The 14,958-nt window shown below is 43.1% G+C and carries 18 protein-coding genes; 9 read left to right on the forward strand and 9 right to left on the reverse strand.

The annotated features are described in order from the left end of the window. Window positions 1-272 (reverse strand): DUF4062 domain-containing protein (locus DET62_RS12380; RefSeq protein ID WP_133566300.1); only part of this gene is annotated, 272 nt, incomplete at its 3' end. Between the two features lie 336 nt (window positions 273-608). Here DET62_RS12380 and DET62_RS12385 point away from each other — a divergent pair. Then, window positions 609-956, forward strand: coding sequence for a VOC family protein (locus tag DET62_RS12385; protein ID WP_011235302.1), 348 nt, complete (start codon window positions 609-611; stop codon window positions 954-956). Here DET62_RS12385 and DET62_RS12390 read toward each other — a convergent pair. Further along, window positions 922-2,502 (reverse strand): ATP-binding cassette domain-containing protein, encoded by a 1,581-nt coding sequence (locus DET62_RS12390; protein WP_011235303.1) that lies wholly within the window; start codon window positions 2,500-2,502, stop codon window positions 922-924. The two genes, DET62_RS12385 and DET62_RS12390, sit on opposite strands and share 35 nt — an antisense overlap. 348 nt (window positions 2,503-2,850) lie before the next feature. Here DET62_RS12390 and DET62_RS12395 point away from each other — a divergent pair, with 348 nt between their 5' ends. From DET62_RS12395 to DET62_RS12425, 7 genes are all read left to right on the forward strand, one after another. After that, the gene (locus DET62_RS12395) at window positions 2,851-3,489 is read left to right on the forward strand and encodes a cyclic nucleotide-binding domain-containing protein (RefSeq protein WP_110014088.1); all 639 of its coding nucleotides are present in this window, start codon (window positions 2,851-2,853) and stop codon (window positions 3,487-3,489) included. Window positions 3,490-3,582: 93 nt separating this feature from the next. After that, window positions 3,583-4,209: a nitroreductase family protein gene (locus tag DET62_RS12400; RefSeq protein WP_110014089.1), complete on the forward strand. Its 627-nt coding sequence runs from the start codon at window positions 3,583-3,585 to the stop codon at window positions 4,207-4,209. Beyond that, window positions 4,206-4,658 (forward strand): DMT family transporter, encoded by a 453-nt coding sequence (locus DET62_RS12405; protein WP_110014090.1) that lies wholly within the window; start codon window positions 4,206-4,208, stop codon window positions 4,656-4,658. Before DET62_RS12400 ends, DET62_RS12405 begins: the two co-directional genes overlap by 4 nt. Then, window positions 4,655-5,398, forward strand: a complete 744-nt coding sequence (locus DET62_RS12410) for a GNAT family N-acetyltransferase (RefSeq protein WP_110014091.1) — start codon at window positions 4,655-4,657, stop codon at window positions 5,396-5,398. The genes DET62_RS12405 and DET62_RS12410 overlap by 4 nt, the downstream gene beginning before the upstream one ends. Window positions 5,399-5,445: 47 nt before the next feature. Next, window positions 5,446-5,661 carry a DUF4177 domain-containing protein gene (locus DET62_RS12415; protein WP_011235308.1) on the forward strand — a complete coding sequence of 72 codons (216 nt, stop codon included), beginning with the start codon at window positions 5,446-5,448 and terminating at the stop codon, window positions 5,659-5,661. Between the two features lie 8 nt (window positions 5,662-5,669). Further along, entirely contained in the window at window positions 5,670-5,894 is a 225-nt protein-coding gene (gene yidD / locus DET62_RS12420; RefSeq protein WP_110014092.1) for a membrane protein insertion efficiency factor YidD, read from the forward strand. 26 nt (window positions 5,895-5,920) lie between these two features. Then, complete coding sequence (locus DET62_RS12425; protein ID WP_110014150.1) at window positions 5,921-6,304, forward strand: hypothetical protein; 384 nt, start codon at window positions 5,921-5,923, stop codon at window positions 6,302-6,304. 7 nt (window positions 6,305-6,311) lie between these two features. Here DET62_RS12425 and DET62_RS12430 read toward each other — a convergent pair whose 3' ends face one another. The 6 genes from DET62_RS12430 to DET62_RS12455 all read right to left on the reverse strand — a co-directional run bounded on the left by DET62_RS12430 (window position 6,312) and on the right by DET62_RS12455 (window position 12,460). Beyond that, window positions 6,312-7,637, reverse strand: a complete 1,326-nt coding sequence (locus DET62_RS12430; RefSeq protein WP_110014093.1) for a type II toxin-antitoxin system HipA family toxin — start codon at window positions 7,635-7,637, stop codon at window positions 6,312-6,314. Beyond that, window positions 7,634-7,954, reverse strand: a complete 321-nt coding sequence (locus DET62_RS12435) for a helix-turn-helix domain-containing protein (protein WP_110014094.1) — start codon at window positions 7,952-7,954, stop codon at window positions 7,634-7,636. Before DET62_RS12435 ends, DET62_RS12430 begins: the two co-directional genes overlap by 4 nt. A 279-nt stretch (window positions 7,955-8,233) precedes the next feature. Beyond that, a complete protein-coding gene (locus DET62_RS12440; protein ID WP_166635836.1) occupies window positions 8,234-10,402 on the reverse strand; it encodes an AAA family ATPase in 2,169 nt (722 codons plus the stop codon). Between the two features lie 183 nt (window positions 10,403-10,585). Next, entirely contained in the window at window positions 10,586-10,987 is a 402-nt protein-coding gene (locus DET62_RS12445) for a hypothetical protein (RefSeq protein ID WP_133566298.1), read from the reverse strand. Further along, a complete protein-coding gene (locus tag DET62_RS12450) occupies window positions 10,984-11,916 on the reverse strand; it encodes a zinc dependent phospholipase C family protein (protein ID WP_110014097.1) in 933 nt (310 codons plus the stop codon). The genes DET62_RS12445 and DET62_RS12450 overlap by 4 nt, the downstream gene beginning before the upstream one ends. Window positions 11,917-12,028: 112 nt before the next feature. Then, window positions 12,029-12,460: a nuclear transport factor 2 family protein gene (locus tag DET62_RS12455; RefSeq protein WP_233399210.1), complete on the reverse strand. Its 432-nt coding sequence runs from the start codon at window positions 12,458-12,460 to the stop codon at window positions 12,029-12,031. 716 nt (window positions 12,461-13,176) lie between these two features. Between DET62_RS12455 and DET62_RS12460 the strand changes: the two genes are divergently transcribed. Then, window positions 13,177-14,076 (forward strand): hypothetical protein, encoded by a 900-nt coding sequence (locus DET62_RS12460; protein WP_110014098.1) that lies wholly within the window; start codon window positions 13,177-13,179, stop codon window positions 14,074-14,076. Between the two features lie 170 nt (window positions 14,077-14,246). Here the strand turns inward: DET62_RS12460 and DET62_RS12465 are convergent, their stop codons facing one another. After that, the gene (locus tag DET62_RS12465) at window positions 14,247-14,858 is read right to left on the reverse strand and encodes a tyrosine-type recombinase/integrase (protein ID WP_088767559.1); all 612 of its coding nucleotides are present in this window, start codon (window positions 14,856-14,858) and stop codon (window positions 14,247-14,249) included. Window positions 14,859-14,958: the final 100 nt, after the last annotated feature.

The following is a 14,958-nucleotide window of genomic DNA, read 5'->3' on the forward strand; positions in this document are numbered from 1 at the left end:
CCTAAAGAGGAAGCATAATCATATTCTTTTTCAGTATAGCTAATGCCATCTTCAGTCTCAGAACCGTATCTGTGCCCAACAATTATTACGTAATAATCTGTTTGTTCTATTTGTCTAGCGATAAGCTTCCATTGTTCTTCATCTCCAGCACTAAACATTTCCATTCCAACAGGAATATGCCCCATTTCGAGTACCGCTTTAATGACCTGCTCTCGTTCTTCTTTCAAATCATCGTAAGTTGAGCTAATAAATACTTGATATTTTTTATTCATTGTTCCCTCAGTTCGAACAGGAAGTTAACCTTTGTATATTGTGCATGCGCACTTTGTAACTCACTCAATTTCTAATTCTCAGTCTTTAAGCTACTGATACAGAAAATATTTTCATCAAGTAACCAACTAAAAAACGAAAGCAATTTAAGCATGCTCATTTCTACTCTAACGGGTGCACAATACCCAACGTTGAATTTCAATTATGTATCTGACATTAAACGAGTTAATTAGCCGATACAACAATAAATGAGCAATAATACTGATAAAAATGAGCGTTAGGTTAAACTAGAACTAAAGGTAAAATCGTTTCTCAAAAAGCCCTATGCGAGGCACACCATGAACTCAACTAAGATTAATTACATTGAACTTCCGGCGCGGAGCCTTGAAGCAACCAAGCGCTTCTTTCAACAAGCTTTTGGCTGGGAGTTTGTAGACTATGGTCCAGAATACGCGGCTATTCAAAATGCCGGAATTGACGGCGGCTTTTACCAATCAGACTTAGTTGCTCAAACGTCGAGCGGCAGTGCGCTGGTGGTGTTATACAGCAAAAACCTTGAGCAAAGCCTGAAAAGCGTTGAGGACGCAGGGGGTAAAATCATTAAGCCTATATTTGATTTTCCCGGTGGCCGGCGTTTTCAATTTACTTGCCCTAGCGGCAACGAGTATGCGGTATGGTCAGAGTAGTCAGTCCACACCTTTTTACAAAGCTCTCATCATGGCTCACCAGAATAAGTGCGCCATCGTAATTGAGCAGAGCGTCGGAAAGCATGTCTTTGGAATCGATATCAAGATGGTTGTCGGGCTCATCAAGCAGTAATAGCGGCTGTTGCGGCTGGTTACTCGCAATCAGCATCGCTAGCTTCATTTTCTCTCCCCCACTTAATCGGTTTACCAGTTGGTGAACTTTATCTTTCCTAAGGCCTATACCCGCCAATAGCGTTCTGGCCTTAGTTTCATTCATTCCCCGACATAAATTCAGTATATTATCGAGTACCGAAAAGTGAGCTTGCAGCACATTAAAGTGCTGGTCTAAATAAAACACGGCAGTGTTAATACGAACCTCACCGGCTTTAAGTGCCAGGTCGCCGCGAAGCACTTGCAGTAGCGTAGACTTACCACTGCCATTGGGTCCGACTAAATGCAGTTTGCTATTTCCCTTTACGGTTAAGTTAATGGACTTCATTGAACCATAAGGAAGTTCCGCATTAGTTAACGAAACCAGAGTCTGGTTACCCTTAGCTTCAGAACTTAATTTTAACTTTTGTGCTTTTAACTGCTCCTGCCTTGACTCAAGTTGCCGCGACTTTTGTTGTAATTGTTGCTGCCGATGCGCTTCATTCTTCGCTCGTCCCGAGGCTGAAGCGGAAGCACGGTTACTCATGGCATCCATTAAGATCTTTGCCTGACTTCCTTCTTTACGCAGCTTTTTGCCCGCCGCCGCTCGCTGCTCAGCTCGTTCTTTGTTCTTTTGCGTCTGCTTATCCAAATGCTTCTGCTGTTGCTTTACACTGCTTAATTGGCGTGCCACCGCATCTGACTCTTTGCGCTTTTCTTCTGTGTAAAAATCGTAGTTCCCTCCGTACTGCGTCAAACCTAAACTACTCAGCTCCCATATTTGCTCAACCTCCCGCAGCAATAAGCGGTCATGGCTAATAAGCAAAATATGACCTGAAAAGCTCTTAATCTGCTCTATAAGCCATTGTTTGCCATTGCTGTCCAAATGGTTAGAGGGTTCGTCCAGCACAAGTAAACCAGCGCCGCTGTTAAACAGTTTCCACAACTGAAGTCTCGAAAGCTGACCTCCGCTTAACTGTTTACACTCCAGGTTTATAGAGTCAGGCAACTGTAATTGCTGCAAAAGGTAGGATAGTTCGGCCCTCAAATCCCAGCGGTCACCAACAAACTCAAACCATTTAGGGTCGCAGTCACCCTGCTCTATTTGTTCAATAGCATAAAGCGTGTCTTTCACGTCCAGAAAGTCTGCTACGGTTTGCTGCAACATATGTTCTTGGTTGATTTGCTGATACATGGCTACAGAAGTATTTAATTGCACACTTCCACCCGTAGGTTCTAATTGTTTTGTAAGCAATGAAGCTAAAACAGACTTACCCACGCCATTGCGCCCGACAAGTCCAACACGCTTTTGCGTCATTGACACAGAAAGGTTTCTGAACAGCGTTTCGCCATTTTCAAATTGATAATGCAGATTAATTGCTTGTAAAACTGGCATGTATTGCCTCCCGAAAGCAGGGGCATTAAACGCAGTGAACCCGATAAACGGCTGGTGTTTTTACAAAACTGATATGAGACTTGAACAAGCCAATAGCACTACGCCTACTAACCCTGCGGATCCAAATTAAAGAAATGAAGATGGATGACAGGTATTAGTTGTTCATTTTGGCGTAGACTCCTTCGGGGGTAATGAGATTAATTTAGAGTAATTGAAAATGAACCAACTTTCCACTATTCGGCTCTCGAATGAAGTTGCCCCGGCTACTTCTATCTTTACACCTAAAGCGGCAAAAGTTACTTTAAACTTAAGTTGCCAAAAGGCCGCTAAACCAAAAGACTAAAAAGCATGACCATCCAGAACACCATAGTCGGCAATATAACTTCAGCCATACCAAACGATGCCCTCAAGCACCTGCGTGCCCGCATGGACAGCTATCATGTCATTACGGAAAGCTGTTGGCAGAAATTTCAGAGCCTTCTGAGTTATCGCGAATACGCTCGTGGTGACTTAATTTATTCTGTCGGTGAGCATCCCGACAGCTTTAGTTTTATCCATAAAGGCTTGGCGCGGGTGTTTCATTTGGATGAAAACGGTCAGGAGTACAATAAGCGGTTCTTTAGTGAGGCCGAGTTTCCCGCCTGCATGAGCTCGCTATTAACGACTACGCCTTCGGCATTAAGTGTTGAGTGCTTAGAAAACTCGGCTGTGCTGAAAATTGACTTTCGTGGTTATCGGCAGTTGCTGGAGCAAAGCCCTGACTTAATGCGTTATCACATCCTCTATTTAGAAAAAAACTGGCTGCTGGAAAAAGACGAGCGCGACAATGCCTTTGGTCAAACAACAGCTGGCCAGCGTTACCAAACTTTTGTAGAACAACTTCCACATCTTGTTAGCCGGGTGCCTCAATACCACATTGCCTCTCACCTGGGTATAACGCCGGTGCAACTGTCACGATTACGCAAGCAGTTACAAAACCCTAAGTAATTTTCCACTTATTAAACTATGTTAATGCGGCCCTGCCCGGGCATCTGAATAATAGAGCTCACTTGCAGCAATGGAAGCTAACAGGAGCTCTAAATGTACTTGGAAAAATTACAACAATGGCGTTACGCCACCGCTGACTTCTCTGGCGCCGACATCACTGACGACGTTCTCGATAAACTCTTAAACACCACCCGTTTAACGGCCTCGTCTTATGGTTTACAACCCTACTGCACACTAGTTATTCGCAACAAAGGCCTACGTGAGCAGCTAGTTAATCACTCTTTTGGGCAACAGAAAGTCGCGGACAGCTCAGCGCTGGTCATATTTGCGGCAAAAACAGGGGCGGTTGCAGACATTGTCGACCCTTATATTTCGGAATTAAGCCAGCAGCGCCAGCTCACCAACGAAGAGGCGGAGAATACCCGCAACTATTTCACGCAAAAGCTACAGGCAATGTCGGCCGCAACGCGTAAAGAGTGGGCAGTGCGTCAGGCCTATATTGGCTTGGGTACGTTTTTGCTGGCCGCCGCTGAACTCGAGGTCGACAGCTGTCCAATGGAAGGCATTGAGCATGACGCCTATGACAATATCCTCTCACTGAAAGAACTCGGCCTTAGCACCGTATTCGCTTGCCCTGTGGGCTATCGCAGCGAGGCAGATACCACCCAGTTTCAGAAAAAAGTCCGTCAGCCACTATCGAAATTTAAGGTTGTTTTATGACCCAGACAATACTTGTGGTATTGGCTATTGCGGCGGGCATGTCAATATCCATTCAGGCCAGTATTAACGCTATGATGGGACAATTGGCGCACAATACGTTCTTGTCGCTGACCATAGCCTTTACTATTAGCGCGCTGTTCTCGGCACTGGCTCTGTGGGGCTTTAGCGAACGCACCAGCATTACTTTTTTTAGCCTGCCCTGGTACTTCTGGTTAATTGCCGCAATTTTTACCTGCTTTGGCGTCGGCACCATGTACTTTCTAATACCAAAGCTGGGCGTGGGACAAGTCATGGCTTACGCCCTCGCAGGCCAGCTCATTGGTGCCATGATCATCAATCATTTTGGCTTTTTAGGGAACACCGCAATTGCACTTAACAGCTACCGCCTAATTGGCGCTTGTTTTCTTATCGCCGGGGTATTTTTAATTAATATGGGGGCACGGCAATGACAACCGAGCAACAACAAAACCTTTATAACTTACATCAGCTTTGGCACATGCAGCCTTATCAGGAATTTACCACCAACCCTAGCGCTACAATTTACAAGCTAGAGCAATGGCCGCGCAGAATATGGTGCGAACCGGGCAATTATTCAGAAGCGGAAAAAGAGCAACTGGTGGCAAAGCTAAGTGCAAAAGCCTCTGACTCTCATATCTTATCCATGCCCGAAATGCTGTTACCAAAGGCCGGAACGGGGTTACTCCTGCTGCCGTCGGAGTTAACACCCAGTTTTAGTCAGCAGATGATGGTGAAAACTCTGAGTGCGTCGGCACTTTCAGACCCCGCCCCCAGGCTAACGTTAGAGCCAATAGAACATAACCAGGCTCAACAATGGGCGAATACCACCGGCGCATGTTTTGGTTATGAGGTTGAGTCGTCATCCGTTCAAAACCTGTTACTTGGTGGCGCCTGCTTGTACTTTATAAAATATCAGGGGCAAGTAGCCGGCACCGCCATGACCTTCACCCAAGAGCAACAAATGGGCATTCATCAGGTGGGTGTACTGGACGACCACCGGGGCAAAGGATTAGCCAGAGACGCCATGCTGTTACTTGAGCAATACGCACTGGACGCTGGCATCAATACCCTACAACTGCAGGCATCGGCTATGGGAGAGCCACTTTATCAATCTCTGGGCTATCGCTCATTAGGTGCCATTCACAATTTCATAAAAATTGACGCTACATAGCTTTTTACGTAAGTTACTTACAACTTAATTGAAACAAGGAAGAAAGCATGTCTAAGTTTACGGAATACAAAGTCATTCATATTGCGGAAGGTGGCTGTGGCACTTTGCTTCTGGGCTCAAGTGGTCTGCCGTTAAAGAAAATTGAATCGACTTTGAACCAGGAAGCTGCCGACGGCTGGCAAATGGTGTTTCAGGTACTTGAGCAAAAACGCTTTTGGCTGTTCTGGACACGTGAAGCGGCCATTGTCACTCTGGGTCGATAAAACCGAGCATGATAAAGCGGCTCATTTTAGCTTCAATTCGTTGGTATCAGCGTCGTGGCGGTTCGCGCCACTTCTTTAATACCGAATGCAATTTTGAGCCGTCTTGTTCGCACTATACTTATCAGGCCATCAGCCAATACGGTACCTGGCACGGTATAAAGCTTGGTGTAGCGCGCATGAGGCGTTGTAACGACCCTGACTGCGTTCATAAAAAACATGACCCAGTTCCCTAAATAAGGTAGCCCTTATGTCTTACGAAATGTCTTCCGAGCAGTTACGTGATGAAGAAGAAGCCCTGCGTAACCAAATACGTGAGCTAACGCCTGAGCAGCGAAAAGAATACTACCGCCTTGAAGGTCAGAAAATTAAAGACCCGGACACCTACGCGGTACTGAACTGGTTCATTATGGCCGGTCTGCATCATTTTTATTTAGGTAACACACCACGTGGCCTTATCAACCTTTGCGTCATGCTGTTAGGTTTGGTTCTATTGCCTTTCTTTCCTATCGTCGGAATTATCGTTCTGCTCGGCATTGTTATTGTCGAGCTGCCGCAATTGTTTAAGTCACAACAAATTGTTCATGCTTACAACAATAACGTTATGCGCGAGCTCATTCATAAAGTTAAGTCAGATAACGCCTAAGCGTCTCTCAGGCAAAATCTTTAAGCCTGAGATGACCCTCTATTGAGTCGGCAAGCGCTTTGGGCACCTCATTTTCAGTGGCTAACTCCCGCCACTGAGACACCGCGTTTATCACCTCATCAATAATGGCATCAATTTCTTTGCGCTCTACCTTTGGTAACTGAACGTCCGCCAGTGCGTAAAAATCGGCGCGGGTATGGCCGCTGCGCTTGCCATTTAAAGACATCCAATGCTGCTCTACCCAGGGGTTTCCGGGTTTGTAGCTAAAGGCAACGTCGTAAGCCGGGCTCAACCGCCATTGCTTGTCCTCCAGCATAAAGCCAAAGTTCTTGGAGTGATCATCATGGTTGGTGGCTACGTGGTTAAAGACCGTACGGCGAAACAAGTCTATAGCGTCCGCCCGTGGCAGCCGTAGCTGGCGGGCAACCTGAAACAGCTCCTCATAAGAAAACGCGCCAATGTCGTGATAGTTCACGTGCTTAATAGCGGTAAGCGTTTGAATGTGCTTTTTCTCATTGCCTATTCTGTCAAAGCGTTTGGTCACAAAATGGCGTCTGTTGCCTTCATCCAGCAGGTGGCATGGCATCATATCAATGCCGGCTTGCGTGGCCATTAAGTAATACACATACTCCATGGCACCGTAACCGAGCGGATCGCCAAAAGTTTGCTGAGATGGGTCGCGCTCCTTTACCCCGTCAAACTTCAGCAGATAATGCTCAAACCCTTCGGGCACAAGCCCCTGCCCTGAACGCACCTGGCTGAAATCCTTATTAAACGCCAGAACCGCTTTTGGCCTTGCGCCACCGGCGCTGGTACCAACCGCTAATAAGGCCTGCATCATTTCTTTGTCCGCCGCGTCATCAAAGTGCGTGCGCTGACGAAAGCCCTTTCGTGCATCCAGCACTTCCTGCGCTAATTTCATTAAGCTCTCAAGCTCAATGTCTTTGTTTTTGGCATTGGTTTGGTTCTTACGCGCGGGGTGATACTCAAGAGCGCCCATACCCCTCTCACCGGTATACTGAAGCCGCTCAAGCGGGCTCAGAGGCTCGGTGCGATCAGGCTGTTGCGCAACCCATTGGTTCAGTACCGCATTACCAAAGTCGTCGGGCAAAGAGTCGGCCAGCATTCCCGGCAGACCTCTGAAGGTATCCCAATTTAACCCCGGAAAAGAGTAAATTCGTCCTTTCTCGGCAGGCATGGTTAAAGGCGCCAGCGGAATGTTTTTTTCGACAAATTCAGATAAGTACTCGAACCGTGCAGCTGTGTCGCCTTTGTTATAACTTAAGGCACCGACAGGCTCACCTTTGTAGCGAACTTCAATGGTATTAATCACCAGTCCAGCTCCTCTTTGTCAGCAGGTTTCACACGCGTTTTCCCGCTCGCTCGTTTCTTCTGTTTGGTGCTACTTTTGAGTAGTTGCACAGGAGAAACGCCCTCGTCCGGGAATGCAGCCAATAAATTGTCGATATGCCCTAACGCCTGAAGAATTGCGACATAGGTGGGTAAGGTGCTTTTACCATTCTCGGCGGATTTAACCGCATTAAGGGAGACATTCGCTAAGGTCGCTACGTCCTCCTGAGTTAAATCCTGGTTCAGCCGATACTGCCTGACTCGCTGACCAATGATGGTTGAAACGCGTTCTGAATTCATATAACGAACCTTAAATAGGCTTTAAACTGATAAATAGAGTGTAGCAGACTGTTTAAGGCACGCAATTATATTTACATAAAAGCCCTTATATGGACTATAAAGTGTTTAATTCAAACTAAAATACTTTATAAGGGCTATAAAAATTTCAAATAGGGTTGTTAATAACACTTGATTTGAGTATGAATTGATAGTCCGCTTCGTGCCAAGAGCGGACATTAACGTCCGCATTTGCCGCTTGTTTGGAGCGAAATGAAAAAACATTTCGACAAACTGCTCTCGTTACATGCGTTGTTCCAAGGTTGTAATGTATTGATCACACTCTTCGACAATATACTGAGGTACCGTTTGATACTTTGCAGGATTTAGCTGATAAATGTAGTCATTTTCAATATGAAAAGCTTGATTAATAAACTTTTGCACTACGTCCGCCTGATCGGCATCACTATTTTTCTCCGATAAAATTCTGTATAGATGTAATTTTTCATAATTATTTGTACAAGATTTATACAGTTTGACCATGGCAGAATTATCACAAATCAACTCAATAAAGTCCGAATAGTCAAAACCTTGAATTTTCAGCTGGATCTCGGCTTCGGCCTCTTGTATTTCTTCCACGGACATCTTGCGGGATGTTCCATCCTCAAATACTAGTGGAACCGATCTTCCATGGAGGGCATTTGATATGAGTTGGTACGCCACTTCTCTTGAGCTCAAAATCTCATATGTTCTACGCAGATAGACAAGCTTCGTTACCAAGCTAGTGTCGCTTGTAATATTTGAAGAATTAACGTCTACAAATGTCATAATATCGTCTTTATCAATTCCTATCTCGATTAGTTGACCACTGTCATTCTGTAGAAAAGAGGCACTGGGCTTTTCAAATCTGTCCGTATGGTGATAAAGCATATCGACAATTGGCTCGAAATCATGACTAAGCAACAAGACAGTCTTCCCTCGAAAGGAATTCTCCTTTCTAAAAAGCATTTCCACAATTGCATATTTTTTATTCTTGTCAAAAGAAGAAATTGGATCATCTAGCACGATTAGATCGGGAGAATTTTTGACTGCATCGTACATAAATAATACCAATGCAAACGCATTCCTTTCACCGTAACTGAGCACATCTCTAACACCAGACACCTCTCCTGACTTAAGGTCAGCGTGAAGAAGTTTCAGCTTGTGTTTCCCTGATTCGTCTTCAACTAGATCGACAGTATATCTATAGCCAGCATTATGAAGAAACGAATTCATAGCTTCCTTGTTTTCTTTCACTACCTTCTCAATATGTCGTTTCTGAACGGCAACTCTTCCCTGTAGCTGGCCGGCTTTTGCAATTAGCCCGTCAATTGAATCATTAACTTTTTCTATTTTTGAGAGAGTTTCGTCTGATTGTAGATGTGCATATAGACTTTGATCTATTTTGTATTTTTGTAGCTCTTCGATTACTTTATCGACGTCTTTAAAAGTAAAAAAGTCAATATTCTTTAGATGTTTAAACATACTGTTAAGCCGGTCTACTTGGGCTTTTACCTCAAGAAGATAACCAGTCTGTTCTTCTGTGTACCCATCAACACTTGAGATAAACTCACTTATTATTTCTTTTGTTTTTTCAGAAAAGTATTTATCAAGTCGCTGAAATATTTTTACGAGATTATTTAAATTTTGAATTGATTTTGGATCGTAAACATCTCCAACGCGTTTTATCGTGTCTTTTACGTCTTTCACATCACTGACACAGTAAGGGCAATCATCAGACTCTTCTAGAAACTGTGCTCCATCTAGTTGCCACTTGATCCATTTAACATTTTCTTGTCCTTGAATAAAATTCTGATATATTTCAAGACCTTCTGGGATATTAACTACTTTATTCCCTCCCTTGAGAGCTTTAGCTACTGTGCTCGATCCATGTACACCGCTCTTAGTGGGCTTGCCAAAGCTACTACTCAACTCGTCAAAGTCAGCTATTAGAGTTTCTATCTCATCATCTTCCTGAAAGTGGTTCTTTATTTCAGATACAAGCTCTTCTATCTCAGCCATAACTGAGTCGTACTGCTCATCTCTGATGAGGATATCAAAGCTGCCCTTAAGCAATTCGTCTGGTTGAAAAGCAAATTCGTTAATATAAGACTCGTCGAACACTTTGATGCTGTTGACTGCTTCGCACCCCACAACAGATGGACTGACCGAGTCATCTTCTAATGCTTTGAAAGGTGTGAGCTCTATGAGGTCATTGGTCCCATTGAGCCTTGATGAAACTGACTTTTGAATTGACTTCGAGACAGTGCTTTTACCTGTACCATTGATTGCGTATTTAATATTTAGTACGCCCTCTGCAATTGTTACTATCCCGCTTTCAATGTTATTGCAGTTACTAATTTCAATTTCCATATCACACTCCTTTGTTTTGGCTAGCATGGCATCTAACAGCATATTAATAAGATCATGCATGGTCATGTTCCTTACGAGCCACTCTAGCTTGCATGGTCAAAAAGTCCAATGTCTGCTCGTCGCTCAAAGCAGACTAAAATTTGACGCCAGACATACTTAACTAAAGTCTACATAATTAGAAAGAGTTGAGGGCAATAGTCATATCATTTTGATGACTTCAAAAGTGCTGTTAATGAGCTCATCTCAATTACAAACTTTAAAAGCATTGGTAGATAAAGCACATGCTGGACGTTCTCCGCACTCAAAAACTTTTTCAACTTTTGCTGTACACCCAGCGTCCTCAATAATCAGCGAATCCCCTTCGCACATCAACATCACCACATTGTCGTCTTCAAAGTATGATTTAACGTTAAAATTATTGAGAATAGCGCGGTAATCTTCGTCTGTACGTGCAACCTGTTCAATAATTTGTTCGTTGTTCAGACCTTCAATGTCCTCAAGTGCATATTTAAAATTCACTTTTTGCACAAAATCAGAAAAATGAGACGCTGCTTCATAACGGTCCTCCGTATCGCATAAAGCCTGATTTTCAGCTGCGCAAGCATTAGTCATTAATAAAGCTATGATAATCAGTAATAGTTTCATGGTATGTTCTCCCATAAAGTCTGCTTGCCCGAGTCTCTATCGACACCGTTATCTAAATTCCAGTGTTTGAACATACTGGTATCTCCATCATCAAATACCGCAGCGGCCAAAAACTCCCAATACGTCCGGACATTATCAACTGCCAGGTCAAAGATTTCGTCGTAATCTTTATTGCTAACTGGGGTTTCCAAATTGTGGATATAAGTAAAGTCGACTTCTTCGCGCAAGGGGTAGCCACTGCCGGAGTCCACTGCAACATGCCGAGCCCACTCAAAAAGTTTGTGCGTTTCTTCAGCTGTACCGGTAATATTTCTAAAGCCATCGTGCCAACTTTCAATATTCGGCGGCGATTGTTCGAACTCTTCTGGGTATACGTCTCTGAGTGCAGCCAACCAAACTTTTTGAATAGTGGGATTAAATTTTTCATCGACGTCGTACTTGGTTAAATTCTCAGAAATACGCTCACAGTAACCAGGTTCACCCAGCCCCGTTCTTTCAAACCATATGTAGGTATCTTGATTCATTTCGCAAATTCGATGTGCTTTTTCATTACCCTCGTAAGGGCCAACCCGACATTCAACGACTGGGTGAATCGTTACATCAGCAATAACATGCGAAATGTATCCGGCTAACCACGGAAAAACGAACAACTTATTCTCGTCACTTAGCGCCTTTGTTTTTTCAATAAGAGCTTTAACAATTCGTTTTGTCTCACCGAGATGCATGTAGTCAGCCCATTCAGTTTGCTTATTACGGCCAAACAGCTTTAATGTCAGATATGGATAATCCGGACTGACGGAGCCCAGTTCAATGAGTTCTAGATGACTTCCTAGTTGCGCTTTAACTTTTGAATCAATATTTAAATTTTTGAGCCCTTTAAGTTCTCTTGCAACATTAGCAACACTTAAGTGAGCGAATGCACCTGGCATAACTGCCTCCTGTTGTCGTTTTCTCTAACTCCGGCATTTTTCATCTCGCTCTGTAATGCAGATAAACTCTCACCTGAGATATTTTTCATTTGAGATGCCATTTAATTGCTCGTTAGAAGTAGTGCCTAATAAGTTTTATTTTGTCGTTTTCGAATTCGAATAAAGTAACCAGTTTTTGTTTACTATCTTCAGGTTCAGAGTTTCCGTTTTTATCAGTGCAAGGATGTAAATATTCGACGGTGACAGCATTAAGTCCTTCAATGACATTTTTTACCTGGATATTGCATTCACCATATTTTCCTAAATAGGCAAGCAGGCCTTTTCTGTATTCGTCTTTTGATTGCACGGCATTAAACTTGGGATGCTCAAATGTTGCATCTTCGGTGAGCAGTGCCAGTAAGTTACTAACATCGTTTTTTGTTGAGTTTTTATGCTCCACTGCTTCTTGCGCTTCGAAATACTGGCTTACTTTAGCGGTCAAGTCACTTGCGAACGCAACGTTAGAGAGCAGTAGCAAAGCAAACATTACACGACAATATTTCATTTTTCTTCCTTGAAGACTTGTTAATTATCAACCAACTAAACTACTCCTATGCAACAATAAAGCAACCCTAGAATAAAACATCTATCTTTGGCGGGAGCGTCTACAGTCGGCCAGGCTTAAATAAAATAATATACAAGTATCAGATAACGCGGTGCCCTAGTATGTAAGCGCATTTAGTAACGAAAAAATTACATTTACCGATTGAACTTATGGCTCTCAGATATCGGTCCGCTTTGAGCGACGAGCGGACATCCATCTAGACCTCCCAGCTTTCACTAGAACAGTTGGTAGATTCTCAAGGTACGCCTTTTCAAAGTTCGCAGAGGATACTTCGCCTGTATAAGAATGACGCTTTTTGGGGGTGTAAAGCGTCTCGATAGAGGTAAATATCTCTGTCTTAGCTTCGTTCCGGCTCGGACTGAATATATACTAAGTCTAGAGGTGTAGCTTTGTAGTATCTCGGATACCCGTTTTGGAAGTCATAAGATAAGTTCTATTCGAAACCCTTAACCATTTAGTGATTCCGAGTAATGTTTCATTCCTATAACTAGCGCTTATTAGAGTAAGAGCCATGGGGTAAAGAGGCTTTTGTCGAGGAATGATATGGTAATAGTGGTTATATTAAAAAGTTGAATGACAATAATTCTGGTAATACTTAGAATTCAAAGAAAATTACAATTAATTATTTTATATTAACCTAACAGGGACTTAAGATTATGAAAAGGCTTTCATTTATTTTACTCATTCTAGCTACTGGAGTAGCCTCAGCTCAAGACATGCCAAAAAACGCGCACTCCAATCAATTCGCGCCACAAGGTTGGTCATGTAATAGTGGCTATAAGCAACAAGGCAACCAATGTAACAAAGTAAAAGTACCTCAAAATGCGAAAATTAATGACTACTCTCCACAAGGCTGGTCATGTAATAGCGGCTATAAGCGACAAGGCAACCAATGTAACAAAGTAAAAGTACCTCAAAATGCGAAGATTAATGACTACTCTCCACAAGGCTGGTCATGTAATAGCGGCTATAAGCGACAAGGCAACCAATGTAACGAAGTAAAAGTACCTCAAAATGCGAGGATTAATGAGTACTCCCCACAAGGCTGGACATGCAATAGCGGCTTCAAAGCATCGGGTAGTAATTGCATTAAAATGACAGATGGTGAGCTACAAAAAGAAGCTGAATTGAAAAGAAAGCTTGTTGAGTACCAACAACGCCAAAAGGAGAAAGGGCACTGCGAGATCGAATACAAGACCGGTGCCGAAGTTTGTGTAGCCGTATTAGATGGAGAGCTTGACTGCGATGAAAATTACTCTGGGAATTACTATAACAGCTGTGAAGTAAACTTAACTTATAAAGTTGAAACTAACTACTCTGGCAATGCTTATATTGATGCATCCGTAAAGTGTGAAGTTGAAATAGAGTACGAAGGAAAAAATAATTATTACACCGACGATGACTCAGAGACCGAAAGTCGTTCACATTCTCTGTATGCAAATGAGAGCAGTAGACGAACATTTGAATTCGACTTTGACTTTAGCTCTTACGAGGAAATTAATAGTGTAAAAATATCTGGTGCTGGATGCAAAATAAAAGATGTCTATATGTATTAGTTTGAGCCTTAATATTTGTTTTTTAAATTTAAATCCTTGTGGATGAGAAATGTGAAAAAAGAAAATTACCCCTGTAATGAATGAAAGCTATGTAAAATAATCTGCCTCAGACTAACAATTATATCTACTTCGGCTTTTGGCACGGGGCTGCCGTAGCAGCCCACTAACAGTTAGACCTCAATTGACTCAGAAATATCAAGCGCGTCATCCACTTCAATTCCGAGGTAGCGTACAGTGCTTTCCAACTTTTTGTGGCCTAATAAAAGTTGGATAACTCTGAGGTTCTTAGTTTTCTTATAGATAAGATATGGCTTGGTCCTTCGCATTGAATGAGTGCTGTACAGCGAACTGTCCAATCCTAGTTTCTCGATCCAGCCATGAAATATCCGGTTGTACTGGCGGGTCGAGATATGTTCTGCATCAGTAACTCTCGATCTAAATAAATAATCTGATTCTGATAGATTCGCTTGCCTGATCCAAGCGGATAGCGAATCTCTAGTTCCTTGAGTTATCTCGAACTGTACTGGACAACCTGTCTTCTGCTGCACAACGTGAGTTCTGGTAAGCAGCGAACGGCCACACGAAACATCCGATACTTTCAGTTTTACTAAATCACAACCCCTAAGCTTGCTATCTAACCCTAGATTGAAAAGAGCCAAATCTCTTGCTTTCCCTTCAAGTTCAAGGCGTATGCGAATGCCCCAGATATGGGATATCTGGAGTGGCTTTTTCTGTCCTATAATTCGATTTTTATTCCACGGATATGCTTGTTGAACTGCCATGATTAATCTCCAGTTAGTACTGAGACTTAAGTATGGCCGTTAAAAAGAGTAAAAAGCCCGCTAAAAAGCGGGCTCCATATTCACCTCGGTGAGACATCCC

Origin of the sequence: Idiomarina sp. H2, from assembly GCF_004364275.1 — a bacterium.
GTDB classification, from domain to species: Bacteria; Pseudomonadota; Gammaproteobacteria; order Enterobacterales; family Alteromonadaceae; genus Idiomarina; species Idiomarina loihiensis.

Excerpts from the sequence above, each read along its gene's own strand:
- DET62_RS12385 (WP_011235302.1), top strand. The coding sequence starts at position 609 with ATGAACTCAACTAAGATTAATTACATTGAACTTCCGGCGCGGAGCCTT.
- DET62_RS12390 (WP_011235303.1), bottom strand. The coding sequence starts at position 2,502 with ATGCCAGTTTTACAAGCAATTAATCTGCATTATCAATTTGAAAATGGC.
- DET62_RS12395 (WP_110014088.1), top strand. The coding sequence starts at position 2,851 with ATGACCATCCAGAACACCATAGTCGGCAATATAACTTCAGCCATACCA.
- DET62_RS12400 (WP_110014089.1), top strand. The coding sequence starts at position 3,583 with ATGTACTTGGAAAAATTACAACAATGGCGTTACGCCACCGCTGACTTC.
- DET62_RS12405 (WP_110014090.1), top strand. The coding sequence starts at position 4,206 with ATGACCCAGACAATACTTGTGGTATTGGCTATTGCGGCGGGCATGTCA.
- DET62_RS12410 (WP_110014091.1), top strand. The coding sequence starts at position 4,655 with ATGACAACCGAGCAACAACAAAACCTTTATAACTTACATCAGCTTTGG.
- DET62_RS12415 (WP_011235308.1), top strand. The coding sequence starts at position 5,446 with ATGTCTAAGTTTACGGAATACAAAGTCATTCATATTGCGGAAGGTGGC.
- yidD (WP_110014092.1), top strand. The coding sequence starts at position 5,670 with ATGATAAAGCGGCTCATTTTAGCTTCAATTCGTTGGTATCAGCGTCGT.
- DET62_RS12425 (WP_110014150.1), top strand. The coding sequence starts at position 5,921 with ATGTCTTCCGAGCAGTTACGTGATGAAGAAGAAGCCCTGCGTAACCAA.
- DET62_RS12435 (WP_110014094.1), bottom strand. The coding sequence starts at position 7,954 with ATGAATTCAGAACGCGTTTCAACCATCATTGGTCAGCGAGTCAGGCAG.
- DET62_RS12440 (WP_166635836.1), bottom strand. The coding sequence starts at position 10,402 with ATGCATGATCTTATTAATATGCTGTTAGATGCCATGCTAGCCAAAACA.
- DET62_RS12445 (WP_133566298.1), bottom strand. The coding sequence starts at position 10,987 with ATGAAACTATTACTGATTATCATAGCTTTATTAATGACTAATGCTTGC.
- DET62_RS12450 (WP_110014097.1), bottom strand. The coding sequence starts at position 11,916 with ATGCCAGGTGCATTCGCTCACTTAAGTGTTGCTAATGTTGCAAGAGAA.
- DET62_RS12455 (WP_233399210.1), bottom strand. The coding sequence starts at position 12,460 with ATGAAATATTGTCGTGTAATGTTTGCTTTGCTACTGCTCTCTAACGTT.
- DET62_RS12460 (WP_110014098.1), top strand. The coding sequence starts at position 13,177 with ATGAAAAGGCTTTCATTTATTTTACTCATTCTAGCTACTGGAGTAGCC.
- DET62_RS12465 (WP_088767559.1), bottom strand. The coding sequence starts at position 14,858 with ATGGCAGTTCAACAAGCATATCCGTGGAATAAAAATCGAATTATAGGA.